General features: G+C 50.6%; 15 protein-coding genes and 1 tRNA gene. 3 read left to right on the top strand and 13 right to left on the bottom strand.

The window, feature by feature from the left end:
- Positions 1 to 37 precede the first annotated feature (37 nt).
- Positions 38 to 2,884, bottom strand: a complete 2,847-nt coding sequence (locus ACLBLI_RS06100) for a M16 family metallopeptidase (RefSeq protein ID WP_414830232.1) — start codon at positions 2,882 to 2,884, stop codon at positions 38 to 40.
- A gap of 287 nt (positions 2,885 to 3,171) precedes the next feature.
- Between ACLBLI_RS06100 and ACLBLI_RS06095 the strand changes: the two genes are divergently transcribed.
- The 3 genes from ACLBLI_RS06095 to ACLBLI_RS06085 are packed head-to-tail and all read left to right on the top strand — an operon-like array spanning position 3,172 to position 5,347.
- A complete protein-coding gene (locus ACLBLI_RS06095) occupies positions 3,172 to 3,726 on the top strand; it encodes an Hpt domain-containing protein (protein ID WP_414830231.1) in 555 nt (184 codons plus the stop codon).
- A 3-nt stretch (positions 3,727 to 3,729) separates the two neighbouring features.
- Entirely contained in the window at positions 3,730 to 4,440 is a 711-nt protein-coding gene (locus ACLBLI_RS06090) for a TIGR01621 family pseudouridine synthase (RefSeq protein WP_414830230.1), read from the top strand.
- Between the two features lie 10 nt (positions 4,441 to 4,450).
- A complete protein-coding gene (locus tag ACLBLI_RS06085) occupies positions 4,451 to 5,347 on the top strand; it encodes a ketopantoate reductase family protein (protein ID WP_414830229.1) in 897 nt (298 codons plus the stop codon).
- On the opposite strand, the gene lysS is transcribed toward ACLBLI_RS06085, so the two are convergent.
- The 12 genes from lysS to ACLBLI_RS06025 all read right to left on the bottom strand — a co-directional run bounded on the left by lysS (position 5,334) and on the right by ACLBLI_RS06025 (position 17,595).
- On the bottom strand, positions 5,334 to 6,884 hold the full coding sequence (gene lysS / locus ACLBLI_RS06080; protein ID WP_414830228.1) for a lysine--tRNA ligase: 1,551 nt from the start codon (positions 6,882 to 6,884) through the stop codon (positions 5,334 to 5,336). The two genes, ACLBLI_RS06085 and lysS, sit on opposite strands and share 14 nt — an antisense overlap.
- A gap of 24 nt (positions 6,885 to 6,908) precedes the next feature.
- A protein-coding gene (gene prfB / locus ACLBLI_RS06075; protein ID WP_414830227.1) for a peptide chain release factor 2 occupies positions 6,909 to 8,007 on the bottom strand; the annotation gives its coding sequence in 2 pieces (ribosomal slippage) (positions 6,909 to 7,931 and positions 7,933 to 8,007; 1,098 coding nt in all).
- A 389-nt stretch (positions 8,008 to 8,396) separates the two neighbouring features.
- Positions 8,397 to 8,972 carry an NADPH-dependent FMN reductase gene (locus tag ACLBLI_RS06070; RefSeq protein ID WP_414830226.1) on the bottom strand — a complete coding sequence of 192 codons (576 nt, stop codon included), beginning with the start codon at positions 8,970 to 8,972 and terminating at the stop codon, positions 8,397 to 8,399.
- Positions 8,973 to 9,104: 132 nt separating this feature from the next.
- Positions 9,105 to 10,835: an arginine--tRNA ligase gene (argS, locus tag ACLBLI_RS06065; RefSeq protein WP_414830225.1), complete on the bottom strand. Its 1,731-nt coding sequence runs from the start codon at positions 10,833 to 10,835 to the stop codon at positions 9,105 to 9,107.
- 14 nt (positions 10,836 to 10,849) lie between these two features.
- Positions 10,850 to 12,430, bottom strand: a complete 1,581-nt coding sequence (prfC, locus tag ACLBLI_RS06060; RefSeq protein WP_414830224.1) for a peptide chain release factor 3 — start codon at positions 12,428 to 12,430, stop codon at positions 10,850 to 10,852.
- A gap of 261 nt (positions 12,431 to 12,691) precedes the next feature.
- Entirely contained in the window at positions 12,692 to 13,153 is a 462-nt protein-coding gene (gene rimI / locus ACLBLI_RS06055; protein ID WP_414830223.1) for a ribosomal protein S18-alanine N-acetyltransferase, read from the bottom strand.
- Between the two features lie 4 nt (positions 13,154 to 13,157).
- Complete coding sequence (locus tag ACLBLI_RS06050; protein ID WP_414830222.1) at positions 13,158 to 13,619, bottom strand: hypothetical protein; 462 nt, start codon at positions 13,617 to 13,619, stop codon at positions 13,158 to 13,160.
- Positions 13,620 to 13,672: 53 nt separating this feature from the next.
- A tRNA-Trp gene (locus ACLBLI_RS06045) sits at positions 13,673 to 13,749 on the bottom strand.
- Positions 13,750 to 13,866: 117 nt separating this feature from the next.
- Positions 13,867 to 14,667 carry a phosphotransferase gene (locus ACLBLI_RS06040; protein ID WP_414830221.1) on the bottom strand — a complete coding sequence of 267 codons (801 nt, stop codon included), beginning with the start codon at positions 14,665 to 14,667 and terminating at the stop codon, positions 13,867 to 13,869.
- A complete protein-coding gene (gene pnuC, locus ACLBLI_RS06035) occupies positions 14,645 to 15,229 on the bottom strand; it encodes a nicotinamide riboside transporter PnuC (RefSeq protein ID WP_414830919.1) in 585 nt (194 codons plus the stop codon). Before pnuC ends, ACLBLI_RS06040 begins: the two co-directional genes overlap by 23 nt.
- A 35-nt stretch (positions 15,230 to 15,264) precedes the next feature.
- The gene (locus tag ACLBLI_RS06030; protein ID WP_414830918.1) at positions 15,265 to 15,525 is read right to left on the bottom strand and encodes a hypothetical protein; all 261 of its coding nucleotides are present in this window, start codon (positions 15,523 to 15,525) and stop codon (positions 15,265 to 15,267) included.
- A gap of 12 nt (positions 15,526 to 15,537) precedes the next feature.
- Entirely contained in the window at positions 15,538 to 17,595 is a 2,058-nt protein-coding gene (locus tag ACLBLI_RS06025) for a TonB-dependent receptor (RefSeq protein ID WP_414830220.1), read from the bottom strand.
- Positions 17,596 to 17,613: the final 18 nt, after the last annotated feature.

The raw sequence follows: 17,613 nt of genomic DNA, 5'->3' as shown, positions 1-17,613 counted from the left end.
CTGGCGTATTAATATCGGTTAATGACAGCCGGTGTTGTCACGGCTCCACTACCGTCATCGATGTTACCGGTATCCCCAGCTCATTGAGCTGTGGCATCAGTGTCTCTTTGTCTCCTACCACGATCACCTGCATAGTGCCGGTAGTCAAATGCTTTTTCGCCAGCGCCTGCAACGAATCGGTATCAATATTACCAAGAATTTCGGCCTGTGTAGCGCGGTAGTCATCAGGCAGATTAAACGACTGCAGTTGTCTGAGAAAACGGGCTTTACTGCCTGGTGTTTCATAGTCCAGGGCATCACTTAAGGTAAAAGCGTTGCGCATAAACGTCAGTTCCTGCTCGGTCATTCCTTCTTCGCGGTAATGATTAATTTCTTTAAAAATCTCCTCAATGCCTGCGGCTGTATTGGCGGCAGTAAGATCCGTGCTAACTTCAAACCAGCCTAGCGTTTTGCCGCCCAGAAAGCTGCTGGACGCACCATAGGTGTACCCTTTGTCTTCTCTGAGATTCAGGTTAATGCGACTATTAAATGCTCCTCCCAGCGGAAAGTTCATCAAACGCGCACGGAAATACTCGCCGGTTGCATCATATTTCAGACTGCGTTTCACTATGTATACCACCGACTGCACAGCTCCGGGCTTATCTACCAGAAACAGATTTTGTTTGTCGTAGTCAGGAAACGCCGCATAGCCATCAATATCGTAATCGTCGCCCTGCCACTTGCTAAGAAAAGACAAAGAACGGGTAATATTGGCCTGACTAAGATCACTCACCGTCACAATACTGGCTTTTGCCGGGCTGTAGTACTTTTGATAAAACGCTTTTACATCATCCAGAGTGATATTCTGCAACGATGAGAGCGTGCCTTCGTCCGGATAACTTACCCGGTTCTGCTCGCCAAAAAGCACGATGTCACGCGCGCGCTTTGCCAAAACGGATGGTGTTTTCTGCTGTTGCTGCATTCCCTGCAAAACGCGCTCCTTCAGGCGGGAGAAGTCTTCGGGCAGAAATGCCGGGCTAAACAGTTTTTCGTCCAGCAGGGCCAGTGTAGCGTCAATATTTTTGGTTAATGACGACACATAGACCTGAGTGTATCTGCCAGCTGCACTGAAGCTGATAGAACTCCCCAGTTTCGCCAGCTCATTGGCCATCGCTTCGTTAGAGTAGCGCACAGTAGATTCATTCATCATGAGCGCGGTAAGAAACGCCGTTCCCGCCTTCCCTTCCGGATCCAGCAGCATGCCACCTTCCAGACTCATTGATAATGTAACGGTGGGTGTTTCATCACTGGTTATCCCCAGCACAGTGACCCCAGGAGCAATAGTTGACTCCCAGTACTCCGGCACTTTTACCACCGGCACCGGCCCAGCGTCAGGCATGTTGGTACGATCGACGTTATCAACAATGGCAGGCGCAGAAACGTCCTCTGCCAGCGTAATTGAGTCGGGTATCTCTCTTCCGGGAAATGTAAAGTTTTGCGGTGCTGCGGCAAGCTCAGTCTGACCATCTGGAACGACACTTAGCACCACAGCGCGTTGTCCTTTAATGTATCTGCGATAGACACGCATAACGTCTTCGGCAGTCACAGCGAGGTAGCGACGTAAGTCTTCTGCCACCAGGTCAGGTTGCCCTTCAAACGTTTCGTTGCTGGCCAGTAAGGACGCTTTGCCTGCTACACTCTGCAATCCGAAAACCGTTGAAGCTTCAATGCTGGCTTTGGTTCTGGCCAAATCATCCGGCATGACGCCACGTTGTTCAAATTCCTTTAAGGTATCGGAAATGGCCTTATCAAGGTCCGCCAGACTACCCGACACAGCAGGATTTGCCAGCGCGACTAGCTGGAATTCGCAAGCCAGCTCACGACACGGATGAGACACGCCGGCCTGCACCGCGACGCCGGATTTCACCAGATTTTTATAAAACAGTGAGGTTTTGCCACCACCGAGGATATCTGACAGCACGTCCAGCGGCGCTTCATCCGGATGCCGTGCATACACGGTTGGGAATGTGATCTGCAGTAAGGGTAAATGTACGTTGTCTTCTAACGTGACAAAGCGGGTTTCATCTAGCGTCACCGGTTGCGGCTCTGGTTCAGTTACCTCAGGACCTGACGGAATGCTGCCAAAGTATTGCTCTACCCACTGTTTGGTCTGTGCAACATTGATGTCTCCACCAATTGTCAGCACGGCGTTATTTGGACCATACCAGCGCTTAAAAAACGCTTTCAGATCCTCAACACTCACGCGGTCTAAATCTTCCACATAACCAATAGTAGACCAGGAATAGGGGTGACCTTCCGGATACAGGGCTTCGCCGGTTTTCTCAAAACGCAGGCCGTAGGGCTGATTATCGACACGCTGTGCACGTTCATTTTTAACGGTTTCACGCTGGTTCTCAAACTTTTCCTGCGTTACCGCTGGCAACAAAAAACCCATCCGATCAGATTCCAGCCACAACACCTTTTCCAGTTGGTTGGCAGGTACAGTCTGATAATAATTCGTGCGATCAGTGTTAGTAGACCCATTCAGGTTACCGCCCGCTTCAGTGATGACTTTGAAGTGTTGTTCGTCCGCCACATGTTCCGAGCCCTGAAACATCATATGCTCAAAAAAGTGTGCAAACCCGGACTTACCGATATCTTCTCTGGCAGAGCCAACATGATATGTCACGTCCACATGCACCAGTGGGTCGGAGTCATCTTTGTGCAGAATGACGGTTAACCCATTATCCAGCTTGTATTTTTCATACGGGATATAGCTTTCCTGCGCGACCGGGTTCGCAGGTTCGATAGCCTCTGCTTTTTGCTGAGGTGGCTGCTGGCATCCTGCCAGAATGGTAGCTATGCCCAGTGCGATAACGGCGTTTTGGGTTAACTTCAAAATCATTGTACATCCTTAAAATTTAATCTGACATCGTAACCGATAGCATCTGGTCATGCTATTGGGAGCGCGCCTGTCGTCCAGACTCGTTCGACATGTTATATACTGTTTTCATTGACGCGCCGCTGGCCTGTTTTTTACCAGCACGAAAACCAGACCGCGGTTACGATTTACGATGCGTTGGCGAAGACTAACAGAGAATCCGGCAATTTGCCGCTGTGAGTAGCAGGCAGTTTGTATCAATTTCTGTTTTTCTGGCTTAAACTGGGGTCACACTGGACAAGGGATTATTCATGACGCAAGCGATTACCCTCATCGACCTTGAATTCGGCATTTCGCAGCTTAGCGGAAACAAAGCCCTTTTATTAACGCTTCTTAACAAGTTTTCCGATGAATACCGGCAGACAGACGATAAGATGCAGCAGTACTTTTCACAGCGAGACTTTACCGCTGCACGCACTTACATTCATACGCTGAAAGGGGTCGCCGGTAATCTGGGGCTCAGCGCGTTATTTCACGCCTGCAAAGCGCTGGACGACGCGCTAAAACAGACTGATGCGGTGCCAGAGCACTACCCGGCCTTTGTGGTAATTTTGTCTGATACCCTTGATGCCATAGCGCATCTTGATGACAGCCCGGCATCGACAACAGAGAAACAATCTGATGAAAGCGATGCTGCAGCGAAAGCGGCACTGATCAATGCACTCAATGCTAACGAATTTATACCCCAAACCCAGCTTGATGACTGGCTCAACGCGATCTTTAAGGATGCCTCTGTCCGCGATACCGTGCGTGAGCATATTGACGAACTGGATTACCAGTCTGCGCTGACTGTACTGGAAGCCTGAAGTATGTCGCACCCTGTCCGCATCCTGCGAGAGGACCCGGATTTTCTGATTGTTGCTAAGCCCATCGGCATAGCCATGCACGATGCCGACAAGGGTATCGTTACGGCGGTAAAAGCAATAACCGGCGACACTCACCTTTACCTGTGCCATCGTCTGGACACTGTGACTTCCGGTGTGATTTGCCTGGCCCGCAACCCCAAAACAGCGGCGTCTGTCAGCGCACAGTTCGCAAACCGCGAAGTGCAAAAATACTACCTCGCGGTAACCGATAAGAAGCCAAAAAAGAAACAGGGAACGCTGTCCGGCGACATGCAAAACCGCCGAAGGGGCCAGCATATTCTGTTAAAAAGTCAGACTAACCCGGCAGTTACTCAGTTTTTTTCAGGCAGCATCGCCCCCGGGCTAAGAGGCATTGTGGTGCGTCCTCTGACCGGCAAAACGCATCAGATACGAGTGGCGCTGAAAAGCCTTGGCTCACCCATTCTCGGTGACTCGCTATACGGCGGTACGGATTCAGACCGTACCTACCTGCACGCCTGGCGTCTGAGCTTTATGCATAATGGCAAACGCATCACGACGCAATGCCCGCCCGCAGAGGGCGAACATTTCGCAACCGGGGCATTTTCGCAGTGGCTTGAGACTCTGGGTGATCCTGACGAGTTGAACTGGCCAGCGTACGCTTTCCCGGCCCCGCCATCACCTGACTCCCGCTAGGTCAGAAATTATGACGATCAATATTCTTGGCACCGGCGCTATAGGGTCAGCGCTTGCGGCTGGCGCGGCAAAGCACAATGTTCCCTACAGAGTATTCTCACGGACTCCCGCTACAGCGGTCACGGTGGTCAGTCAACAAGACGAGCAAATCCTTCTTCACACGCCATTATCGCAACCAGCAAAACTGGATAACAGCGACATTCTGATCCTGCCACTAAAGGCCCATCAGATAGCTCCTGCCCTGCAGCAATGGCAGCCTTACGTTTCTGAGCACACCCCAGTCATATTGATGCATAACGGCATGGGGGGGGCTGAGATAGCGCGGCATACTATGCCCGACAATCCGGTGTTTCTGGCCACCACCAGAATGGGGGCATTAACGCATTCAAAAAATCACGTCCGGATCACAGGTCACGGTACTACAGACATCGGCTTTATTGACGCGGCTCCAGGCCCGCTGACAGTGGTTCAGGAGCAGGTACTGACAATACTGCAGCATTGTCTGAAGGATGTGGTCTGGCACTCTGATATTTATCCGTCGCTATGGCACAAGCTAAGTATAAATGCTGTTATTAACCCGCTGACAGCGCTTCACGATGTACCAAACGGTGCTCTGCTTAGCGGCCATTTCGACAGTCAAATTGAGGTGATATGCAGTGAAACCGCTGCGGTCATGCGCGCTTCCGGTATATCTGCCGATGCGGCTTTACTCGCGGCTAACGTGCGCAATGTAGCGGCGGCTACCGCCACCAATTATTCGAGCATGCATCAGGATGTCGCACATCATCGGCAAACCGAAATTGATGCTATTAATGGCTATATTGTTCAGCAGGCAACAAAAAAGGGCATTTCCGTTCCCGAAAATGCCCTTTTGGTAAAGCAGATTACCGCGCTTACTCAGCGTTAGGTTTTTCCTGCGGCTTCATATGCGGGAATAAAATAACGTCTTTAATCGTCGGGCTGTCGGTAAACAGCATGGCCAGACGATCGATACCAATTCCTTCACCGGCTGTCGGCGGTAAACCGTACTCCAGCGCACGAATGTAATCGTCATCGAAGTGCATAGCTTCATCGTCGCCGGCATCTTTCTCTTCTACCTGCTTACGGAAACGCTCAGCCTGATCTTCAGGATCATTAAGCTCTGAGAAACCGTTGGCAATCTCACGACCACCCACGAAGAACTCAAAACGGTCAGTGATAAACGGGTTGTCGTCGTTACGGCGCGCCAGTGGAGATACTTCCCACGGGTATTGCGTGATGAACGTCGGCTGTTCCAGCTTCTCTTCCGCCGTGGCTTCAAAAATTTCACACAGGTATTTACCCGCGCCCCAGATACCGTCAACTTCCGGCTCTTTGATATGCAGCTGTTTCGCCATGGCTTTCAGCTCATCAAGGTGCGCTTCCGGGTCTCGGATAGCGGCCTCGTTCGCCTCAGGCCAGTACTTTAAGATGGCATCGCCCATGCTCAGGCGATCAAAGGGTTTGCCGAAATCGTAGTGCTTTTCTTCGGTCACATTGCCTTCTGCATCACGCACGGTGTTGACCAGCGTAGTGGTACCCAGAATGTCTTCTGCCAGTGTGCGTAGCATGTCTTCTGTCAGGTTCATCAGATCGTTGTAATCTGCATACGCCTGATAGAATTCCAGCATGGTAAATTCCGGGTTGTGACGGGTGGATAGCCCTTCATTACGGAAGTTACGGTTAATTTCAAATACGCGCTCGAAGCCACCCACAACCAACCGTTTCAGATACAGCTCTGGTGCAATACGCAGGTACATGTCGATGTCCATCGCATTGTGGTGCGTGGTAAACGGCTTTGCCGTTGCGCCACCTGGGATCACCTGCAACATCGGCGTTTCCACTTCCAGATAATTGCGCGTGGTCAGGTACTGACGAATACCGTTAATGATGCGGCTGCGAACCATAAAGGTGTTGCGCGTTTGCTCACTGGTGATGAGATCCACATAACGCTGGCGGTATTTGGTTTCCTGATCAGACAGACCATGGAATTTTTCTGGCAACGGACGCAGTGCTTTGGTCAGCAGCTGATACTCTTCCATATTGACATACAGATCGCCCTTACCGGATTTATGCAGGGCACCGGATACGCCAATAATGTCACCGATATCCAGCGCACCGTACTTGGCTTTGATGTCTTTTTGCACGTCTTTGGCAGCGTAAGCCTGAATGCGGCCAGTCATATCCTGCAGCAACAGGAAGGGGCCACGCTTAGCCATTACGCGGCCAGCAATGCTTACTTTGTGATCTTTTTCCTGCAGCGTTTCTTTATCCAGTTCACCAAATTCAGCCTGTAGCTCTTCGGCATAGTTCTCACGGCGGAAAGCATTCGGGAAACCGTTAGCACGGCATTGTTCACGAATGGCGCTCAGTTTAGCCCGGCGCTCAGCAATTAATTTATTTTCGTCTGTTTGTTGGTCGGTCATAACCTGTCACTTGCTAATGTTCGTTTACAGACCTGATTTCAGGCTGGCTTCAATGAATTTATCCAGGTCGCCATCCAGCACGGCCTGCGTATTGCGGGTTTCTACCCCGGTGCGCAAATCTTTAATGCGGGAATCATCCAGAACGTAAGAGCGGATCTGGCTTCCCCAGCCAATATCAGATTTGTTATCTTCCATCGCTTGTTTCTCAGCGTTCTGCTTCTGTAGCTCAAACTCATACAGTTTGGCTTTCAGCTGCTTCATCGCCTGATCTTTATTTTTATGCTGTGAGCGGTCGTTCTGACACTGCACGACAATGCCGGTTGGCTCGTGCGTGATACGTACCGCGGAGTCCGTCCGGTTTACGTGCTGCCCACCCGCACCTGAGGCGCGGTAAGTGTCGATGCGTAAATCTGACGGGTCGATATCTATCTCAATGTCATCATCCACTTCAGGGTAGACAAAGGCGGAAGAAAACGAGGTATGCCGGCGGTTTCCGGAATCGAAAGGTGACTTGCGAACCAGGCGATGAACGCCGGTTTCTGTGCGTAGCCAACCGAAGGCGTATTCGCCCTGCACGCGGATTGTGGCACTTTTGATACCCGCCACATCCCCATCAGAGACTTCAATCAGCTCGGTTTTAAAGCCATGCGCCTCGCCCCAGCGAAGGTACATGCGCAGAAGCATATTTGCCCAGTCCTGCGCTTCGGTGCCGCCAGAACCTGCCTGCAAATCAATATAGCAATCGCAGGTATCATTCGGACCTGAGAACATGCGACGAAACTCTAACGTTTCCAGTTGCGCAATCAGGCCTTCCATTTCTTTCTTGGCTTCTTCGAAGGTTTCTTCGTCTTCGGCCTCTACCGCCAGCTCCACCAGACCTTCGACGTCTTCGGTTCCCTGGTCAAGATTCTGAATGGTTTCAACCACCTGCTCCAGGGCGACTTTTTCTTTGCCCAGCGCCTGCGCGCGCTCTGGCTCGTTCCAGACATCCGGACTCTCGAGCTCGCGGTTAACTTCTTCTAATCGTTCTGACTTTGTATCAAAGTCAAAGATACCCCCTAAGCGCATCGGTGCGCTCGCGGATGTCTTTCAGTGCATTGTATACGGGATTGGTTTCAAACATATGCGTGTTCAATGACCCTTAGTTCATCGCATGCAGTGTTATGCTAACGGCTACTTTTCCTGCCCGGAACTCACGTTCACGGCGTTCTGACTGCGAAAAAATCACACATCAGAAGCAATCCATTTGCAGCATGCGGTACAAATAATATAAGACCGCGGATAGTAACGAATTTACGGCAATTTTGATAGCGTGGAGAAGCAGAAAGCCCTAAGATTTTCACTTAGTAGGACCAGGGTGCTGGCTGGAGAGTCAGAGATATCGTCAATGTATTCAGGAGTGATACCAACCCGCAATCATATGTACTTTAAGCGGGTTGGTATAAAAGGAAACAAGATGAGCCAGCAGTTGCAGAACGATGACAGCGGACTTTGACCATCACACAACAGATGCTAGGACGCGCTGACTTTCGCTGCCAGCTCGGCAGTTTCTTTGCCCAGCGACTTAAGCTGTTTAATGGTTTTTTCGTCGCTAACCGCACCATTGTCATCCAGCAACGTACTCACTTTAGCTACGGCGCGTTGTGCAGGCAGTACCATGGTACCCAGATTTTCCAGCAGCATTCGAAGCACAACCAGCACGCGCATGCCACCAAGCCCTCCGGCAGACGCAGCCATAATACCGGCTACTTTGCCTTTGTAAGCTGCTAATACGGCTTCGTCGCCCGCTTTCCTTGACGCCCAGTCAATCGCGTTTTTCAACAAAGCAGGGTAGCTGCTGTTGTACTCGGGAGAAGCAATAAGGAACCCATCATGATAAATCAGCAATTCTTTAAATGCCTGCGCACGCTCTGGGATCCCAAACTCGGCTTCTTCATCTTCGTTGAAGATAGGCATTGCGTAATCTGCCAGCGATATCACCGTGACCTCTGCTCCCGCTTCCCGGGCCCCCTCTGCGGACACATCAAGAATAGCCTGGTTATACGAATTTTTGCGGGTACTGCCTGCAAAGGCCAGAAGTTTTGCCATGATAAGCTCCATTATTACGTTTACAGAAACTAAAAACGGTACGGCTGTTAGCTGTCGCCAGCACCAAATTTCAGTGTGAAAGACAAAAAAAAGGCAGTGTATCCACACTGCCTTTACACCTTATGGCGACTGTTACATTTTTTCCAGTGTTTCGATACCCAGTAACGATAACCCCTGCTCCAGAGTTCTGGAAACCAATGCTGACAACGCAAGACGGCTCTCGCGGGTCTTTTGCTCGGTGCCTTCTTTTAAGATAGGGCAGGCTTCATAAAATGACATAAACGCGCTGGCTACGTCATACAGATACGTACACAGTACATGTGGTGTCGCATCGCGGGATACCACGCCAACCACTTCCTCGAACTGCATCAGCAATACCGCCAGATGATGTTCCTGTTTCTCGCTAAGCGTAATCTCGCCCGGTAATGTCGCCAGCGACACGCCCGCTTTACGGAAAATGCTTTTCACTCGCGTATAGGCATATTGCAGATAGGGGGCCGTGTTACCCTCAAAGCTGAGCATAGAATCCCAGCTGAACATGTAATCAGTGGTGCGGTTTTTACTTAAGTCCGCATACTTCACCGCGCCAATACCAACCTTGCGAGCGACTTCTTCAAGTTCTTCCTCACTTAAGTCCGTATCACGCTGGGTGATCAAGTTGCGGGCGCGTTCAACTGCTTCGTCCAACAACTCTGCCAGTTTCACGGTGCCACCGGAACGGGTTTTGAAGGGTTTACCATCGCTTCCCAGCATCATGCCAAATGGACAATGCTCGTAAGTCTGCTCAGGCTTCATGTAACCTGCTTTACGACCCACAATTTCGGTTTGTTTAAAGTGCAGTGCCTGACGGGCATCGGTCAATATCAGCGTGCGATCGGCATTAAGTTTACCACTGCGGTAACGCATGGCTGCTAAATCAGTTGTGGCATACAGATAACCGCCACCGGATTTCTGTACAATGTAAACCGCCGGATTACCCTCTTTATCAGCCAGTTCAGGGATAAACACAACCTGTGCGCCCTGATCTTCTACCGCGATACCTTTTTCTTTTAAGTCGGCCACCACATTAGCGAGATCCGCGTTATACGCAGACTCTCCCATAATGTCCTTACGGGTGAGGCTTACATTCAGCTTTTCATACACTTCTTCCGAATGTGCAATTGAAATATCGATAAAGCGCTCCCACAATGCCAGACACTGCTTGTCTCCGCCCTGCAGTTTTACCACGTATTCTCGTGCACGATCGGCAAAGCCCTCTTCTTCATCGAAACGGACTTTCGCTTCACGATAAAAATCTTCCAGATCAGAGAGCGCCGTTTCTGCCACTTCTTCCTGAAGCTTGTCAGACAGGTGTGCCAGCAGCATACCAAACTGGGTTCCCCAATCGCCCATGTGGTTCTGGCGAATGACGTTGTGACCCAGAAATTCCAGCACTTTTACCACAGAGTCGCCGATGATAGTGGTACGCAGATGCCCTACGTGCATCTCTTTGGCAAGGTTAGGTGAGGAATAATCGACTACCACATTTTGCTCTGGCGCTTTGGCTATGCCTAAACGTGGATCGTGCAGCGCCAGCTCACACTGGTTTGCCAGCCATGCATCCTTCAGGTGAATGTTAATAAAGCCCGGGCCGGCAATTTCCAGCTTTTCCGCTACGTCGGTAAGCGTTACCGCATCAAGAATTTGCTCAGCGATATCCCGTGGCTTTTGCTTCATTTTTTTGGCCAGTGCCATCGCACCGTTAAACTGGTATTCACCAAATTCAGGGCGCGCACTGCGCGTTACTGGTACCGGCGCGTCTTCAACGCCTAACTTTTCTAGTGCTTCAGTAAACCGGCTAACCAATAGTGCATGTATATTCATAAGTCGTCTTTGTCTTAGTGTTCGCGCGTTTTCTTAAATTCGATGTCCGGATAGCGTTCCTGCGCCAATTGCAGGTTCACCATAGTCGGTGCGATGTAAGTGAGGTTGTCGCCGCCATCCAGCGCCAGATTTTGTTCGGCCTTGCGGCGAAACTCATCCAGTTTTCTCTCGCTGTCTGAGTAGACCCAGCGGGCTGTACTGACGTTGACGTGCTCGTACAGGGCATCCACATTATATTCTGATTTCAGGCGCGCCACTACCACGTCAAACTGCAGAACACCTACGGCGCCGACGATGAGATCGTTGTTAGCCATCGGACGAAATACCTGCACCGCCCCTTCCTCAGAAAGCTGGATAAGCCCTTTTAACAATTGCTTTTGCTTGAGCGGATCGCGCAGACGAATGCGTTTAAACAGTTCCGGTGCGAAGTTTGGAATACCAGTAAAGCGATAATTTTCGCCTGCTGTAAAAGTATCCCCAATGCGAATTGTGCCGTGGTTATGCAACCCGATAATATCACCGGCATAAGCTTCTTCCAGCAACGAGCGATCGCCCGCCAGGAATGTCAGCGCGTCAGAAATTCGGATATCTTTACCAATGCGCGAGTGGCGCATCTTCATGCCCTTTTCATATTTACCGGACACGATACGGCAAAACGCGATGCGGTCACGGTGTTTGGGGTCCATATTCGCCTGAATTTTAAACACGAAACCGCTGAATTTGTCGTTACTGGCATCAATGGTGCCGTCTTCGGTTTCCCGTCCCTGTGGAGCGGGAGCCCACTCAATCATGCCGTCCAGCATATGGTCAACGCCAAAGTTACCCAACGCCGTACCGAAAAATACCGGTGTCAGCTGACCATCCAAAAACAACTCTTTGTCAAACTCGTTTGAGGCGCCTCTCACCAGTTCCAGCTCGTCGCGCAAGGTCTCCGCCAGATCGCCGCCGACTGCAGTATCAACGTCTGGATTATCCAGACCTTTGATAATACGAACTTCCTGAATGGTGTGGCCCTGACCGCTTTTATACAAAATCACTTCGTCACGATACAGGTGATAAACGCCCTTAAAGCTTTTACCACAGCCAATTGGCCAGGTAATTGGAGCGCACAGAATATCCAGCTCGGTCTCAACCTCGTCCAGAAGCTCCATCGGGTCACGGATATCCCGGTCAAGTTTGTTCATAAACGTCAGGATCGGCGTGTCACGCAGACGGGTTACTTCCATCAGCTTGCGCGTACGGTCCTCAACCCCTTTCGCCGCATCTATAACCATCAGGCACGAATCGACCGCCGTCAACGTCCGGTAGGTATCCTCCGAAAAGTCTTCGTGCCCCGGTGTATCGAGCAGATTGACCAGATGATCGCTGTAGGGAAATTGCATTACCGAGGTAGTAACCGAGATCCCACGCTCTTTTTCCATTTCCATCCAGTCTGATTTGGCGTGCTGACCGGATTTTTTACCTTTTACGGTACCGGCGGTTTGCAGCGCACGGCCGAACAATAACACCTTTTCGGTGATCGTCGTTTTACCGGCGTCAGGGTGACTGATGATGGCAAAGGTTCGCCGTTTTGCAATTTCTTGAGCTAATGACATGCAGCGTTCTGAATCGTTGTTAATAGAGAGGGCGCGAATTGTACCCGCTTATGGGGTGAATTTGAATGCCTGAAGACCATTGCAGGGAGGATAGCCATGGATTCCTCTTTCAAACCGTCAGTTCACTGCGCCAAGAGGCCCCAAGTTCGGATTCTATCAGCTAGAAACTACGCAAACGTGTGCAGGATTCGCCGGCCCAGTGGAAAGTAATTAGTCTATAGCTTATCAGGGCTATGGGGAAAAACTGTACTCTTTGCCTTGCTAGACAACACAGACAAAGTCGATGTGGCGCTTCATCACCAGCGCATCCACCTTTCCTTCGTTGGTCTCATAGTAGTTTTTGCGGGTTTCAACATGCTCAAACTGGTATTTCTCATACAGAGAAATCGCAGCCGGATTATTCACCCTGACTTCCAGCCACAACGAGGCCATATGCTTGAACTCGCACATGTCGATGACATTCTCCATCAATGCTTTTGCTATTCCCTGACCGCGGCAGGCTTCATCCACTGCGATGTCCATCAGGGTGGCTTCGTCTACCACAAACAGTATCAGGGCATAGCCCACAACTTTACCGTCGATACTGGCTACCAATCCGACATACGGTTCTTTAGTGCAATCCTCAAATGTCGTAAGCGACCAGGGACGCGGCTGGGCCTGCTCATGAATATAATGCGCTTGGGCAAGAAATTCGCGGGTAAGAAGGTGTATTGATACCGACATTGTGTTACGCCTGACTTAACGCCTTCCACAATGCGCGCTTGTCTTTGACACTAAGCTCTGCCGGAACGCAAGGTAACGTGATACGGCCAGGTTCGACCGCTAATGCCTCACCGACTTCAAATGCCAGCGTCTGCTCAGAAAATAGTGTAGCAGCCAGCTGAATATCGCTTAATAGCCTACCTGATGCCTGTAACTCTTGCGCGGTCACCGGTCGGGTTTGGGGCGCTTCAGGCTTTTCTGGTAATGCAGGTACATCGGCTGCTTCTGTTTTATCAGAAGACACCTGTGCTCTTAACGCAGCCAGCTTAGCGGCTCTGTCTTGTGGTGATGGCGTGTTTTTCTGTGACGGCGCAACTTCAGCGCCAGGCTCTGAGCGCGATTCAGATTGTACTTCAGACTGCGAAACCCACACCGGGATCCCAATTACTTCTAACGCAGCACGCTGATAATCAGTCAACAGAGACATAACAATAACTTGAGAAAAAGAGTGAGATGAGTGTATCGCATCAGAGAGGAAAATGGCAGGGGTGGAGGGACTCGAACCCCCAACCATCGGTTTTGGAGACCGCTGTTCTACCAATTCGAACTACACCCCTAGCGCGGTTGAGCATTATACGTATGCATTGTGAAAGGTAAAGCACTTTTAAAAGCTTTTGCACAGTAACGCCGAACGATTAACCAATTCGTTGATTAATCGAGCGTTTTGCAGCGTATCAGGCCGTTCTCACCCCTTTCAGCTGCATAGTGAGTGCCGCTTCCCACAGGGCGTTTGTTACTTCGACAACTTCACGTTGCTGACGAAACAACCTCATCACCGTATCGATTTCAATGGCGGCCGCTTGCGCATAAGCCTGACATAACTGGTTGCAGTCATGGTCGTTCAGTTTATTAATCAGCGCACAACCCGCAAGGTCGAAATACCGGTTCCCCATTGCAGCGTATTCCCAGTCAACAATGACCGAATGGGCACCGCAAACAATGTGGTCTGTTGATAGATCATTGTGACAAAGCGCCAGTACGCTGTCGTCTTCGTAATCCAGATGCAAGCGCTCGTTCAACTCATTAGCACGATGCACTCTGGGGTCTGTAGCGGACAGGTTGGCAGACTCAATATAGTGTTGCCACCGTTTGGTAAGCTGAAGTGGCCTGGCAGTAATGGGTTGGTCGTGAATCGATGCCAGTATGCGTCCCAGCGCTGCAGGAACTGCAGTGCCCGTTCGCGATAATGTCGGCCCCTCAATAAATTTCTCTACCCACAGGCATTCATCATCACTTAGCCAAACTGGCTCGGGTGCCAACAACCGGTGTGACACCTGCTCTTGCAGCACAAACTGGTGGAACCGGTTTATCCCACTAAAAGCGTCCTCACCTGTCCATTTAACGACATAGTCCTTATCACCATCAACGAGGCGATAAACATGATTTACCTCGCCGCCGGTCATAGGCTTGAGATGTGCATCTTCAGACAGACATAGCGGTTCCTTTAGTGCGCTACGTATACTTTCTTGTTGCATGTTGCATCTTCCATTGCTTCAACCACTCACGGTATCCGTAGACAGAGAAGCCCACGTATCCGAGGAACAAACACGCTGATAACATCAGCCCCGTTTGTGCAAACAAGTATGCCGATGCAAGGTTAATAACAAACCAGTACAGCCAGTTTTGTAGTATTTTATGTGCAACCATAAAGGTGGTCACTACACTTAGCAAGTGAATACTGGCGTCAAGATACAAATGTTCACTTTGAAATTGCGACGCCGCAAGCTGTGAAAGCTGCCAGGCAATTAACAGTAAGCCGGGCACAAGCAGTGCGTGCCACCACCAGGGCCATGAGCGGACCGGCGCATTATCGTCACTCTCCCCTTTGTTCCACTGATAATAACCATAACCAGCCATGACCATATAAAACAGGTTTAACACTGACTGAAAGGGCAGCGTGACCTGCCAGAAAAGCCAGGTATAGATAGCGGTACTGAAGAATGCGCAGGCCCAGCACCAGCTGTTTTGGCGCGCCGCCAGCCAGACATAGGCCAGGGCCAGAAACACCGCTACCCACTCGGGCAGCGACGTTGCCATAAGCTGATTGATAAACTGCGAACCTGCGTCTTCCACTAGTCTTTCCTGCTCTGCATGGCATCAAAATTTAAAAATTTTGCTACGAAAATTGCCTGACCAACTTCTTCGTGAGTCCGCTGCATTTCTTCCCCCAACACTTTCATCACCAGTGGGTATTCACCGGACACCTGCGTGCTGGTAGAGGTTGTCATAACAAACAATCCTTCATAGCTGTTGAGTCGCTCGATAAAAAACGCAATTGGCGGAATAAAATCATCCACTAACGGGTAAAGTGATAACTCAACCATAACCTGCATCATGTATTCTCCTTAAAACGTATAGCGCACAGTGACGCCGTACTGTCTGCCGTCACCCAACTGATAGTAGGGTTCATTGAATTCGTAGAAGTCACGTGGATCGTTACTAAAACCGCCAAACCCGCGAACATAGTAAGTTTCATCAAAAGCATTGTTTACCCACAGGGTGGTAGTCCAGTTATCCATCAGCCAGACCAGTTCTGAATTCACCAGCGTGGTGGATGGAGAGGTGACGTCATGGCCATCAGAGAAGCGGTATTCGTCTTTATAATCGATGTCCACGCGCCACAGCCAGCTTTCACTCAGGGCCAGTTCACTGTAGAGGTTGGCAGTATACTCCGGTGCCTGCGCCTGGGTTTGCTTTTCCACCACCGTGCCGTCGGCTGTGGTGTAGTCTTCAAATGTGGCATCAAGGTACCCTACACTCCCCTCCAGCAACCAGTTATCCGCTGCTTGCCACGTAAACTCAACTTCTGCCCCCTGATTCGTACCTAAATCGGCATTATCGATAATGTCGATAAACTCCGGCGTGCCGTCTTCCCGGATCTGCACGTCGAAATCATTCACCTGGGTATTCTCGCGCTCCATATAAAACACGGCAGCGCGCACCATCAAGTGCTCAGAGAGCAACGGGCCCTTCACACCCACCTCGTAGTTCCAGTTATACTCGGCGTCAAAGAAACGTTTGTCGTCGCTGACTTTCTGATCCGGGTTCAGCCCGGCACCTTTGTAACCACGGGAGATGCTTCCATACCAAAAATGTCTGCCCTGCGTGTACTGCAGCGCCACTTTCCCACCGGTCATCGTAGTATCATGAGATGTATCCAGCCCCTGATTGTCCGTGTACTCGAAGTCATAATTTTCGACACGAAGACCTGCCGTCAATGTCAGGTTGTCTGTCAGCCGGGTGTCTGTCTGCACATACGCAGACGTGGTGACGGGTTCATAAACGCTGATAAAGTCGCCATCGGCGTACGTGTATTCGCGTAACAAATCTTCTTCACTGCCTTTGTAGTGTGCACCCAGTATCCAGGCGGTTTTACCGTCGAACAGTGCAGCAGCGTCGTTGGAGGTAAAGCGCACTTCAGCAGTTTGCGTCTCTACCTCACGGAAGTAAGCATCAAACGAGGTATATCCCCAGGGGTGAAAACCCGTATACGTCCAATCCTCATCGTAGCCGTACGCTATGTTATGCGATGCATGTGTGACAATGAGATCCAGTTGGCCTGCTGCAGTCTGGGTTTGTGTTTTTGCACTGACAGCATGCGTCTGGTGCAAATCATATCCCGGCTCGTCCGACAGCGTCTCACGGGTATTATCCAGAGAAAACGCATCATAACCGTTGTCGATATCGTACCAGCGGTAATTTGCCGTGAACGTAGTTCGATCATCCACCTGCGCCGTAATCCCCAACCTGGCTGCGGTTTCATCAATGTTGTCGGTGTCTTCACGATCTAAATAGGTATTTTCAATGAAGCCATCACTGCGATTATGCATAATGGCGGCGCGATACGCGACGTCGTCTGAAATATCATCACCATGAGCAAGCTCAACGCGATAACTGTCTTTTGTTGCTACCCGCACTTCGGCATGCGACGGGGCTTCACTACCGGGCTGATGACTTTGGATTTTTATCGCTCCTGCTAACGCGCCGGTGCCGAAAAGTGTTGCCTGTGGCCCCCGGTATACCTCGACTTGCTGAGTATCAAACAGGACACCGGAAGCGGCAAGACCGGAAAAATCGAAATCATCGACGAGAAAGCTGACTGACGGGTTGATAGGTTCGGCGAACTGACTGCGCTCACCAATACCGCGAATTTGAATAAAGCGACCACGAGATGCACCGGAAGCAAAGTTAACGTTTGGCGCGATATTCAGCATACCGTCAATGTGGGTAGCCTGTCGGGTGGCAAGACGAGCCTGATCGATGACGGAGGCACTGCTGCTTAACTGGTCGAGCGTGGCCTGGCGGAAGTCGCCGGTAACCGTGATCCGCTCAACATCGGTATCCTGAGTTTGAGCGAATACAGGTATCGAGGCCAGCGAAAGAAGTAAAACAGTTTTGTTCATTTGGATCTCTTATTTCAT

The organism is Alteromonas sp. H39, assembly GCF_047556435.1.
Classification (GTDB): Bacteria; Pseudomonadota; Gammaproteobacteria; order Enterobacterales; family Alteromonadaceae; genus Alteromonas.
Note: the sequence above shows the minus strand (reverse complement) of the source record. Positions and strands in the feature narration are given on the sequence as shown.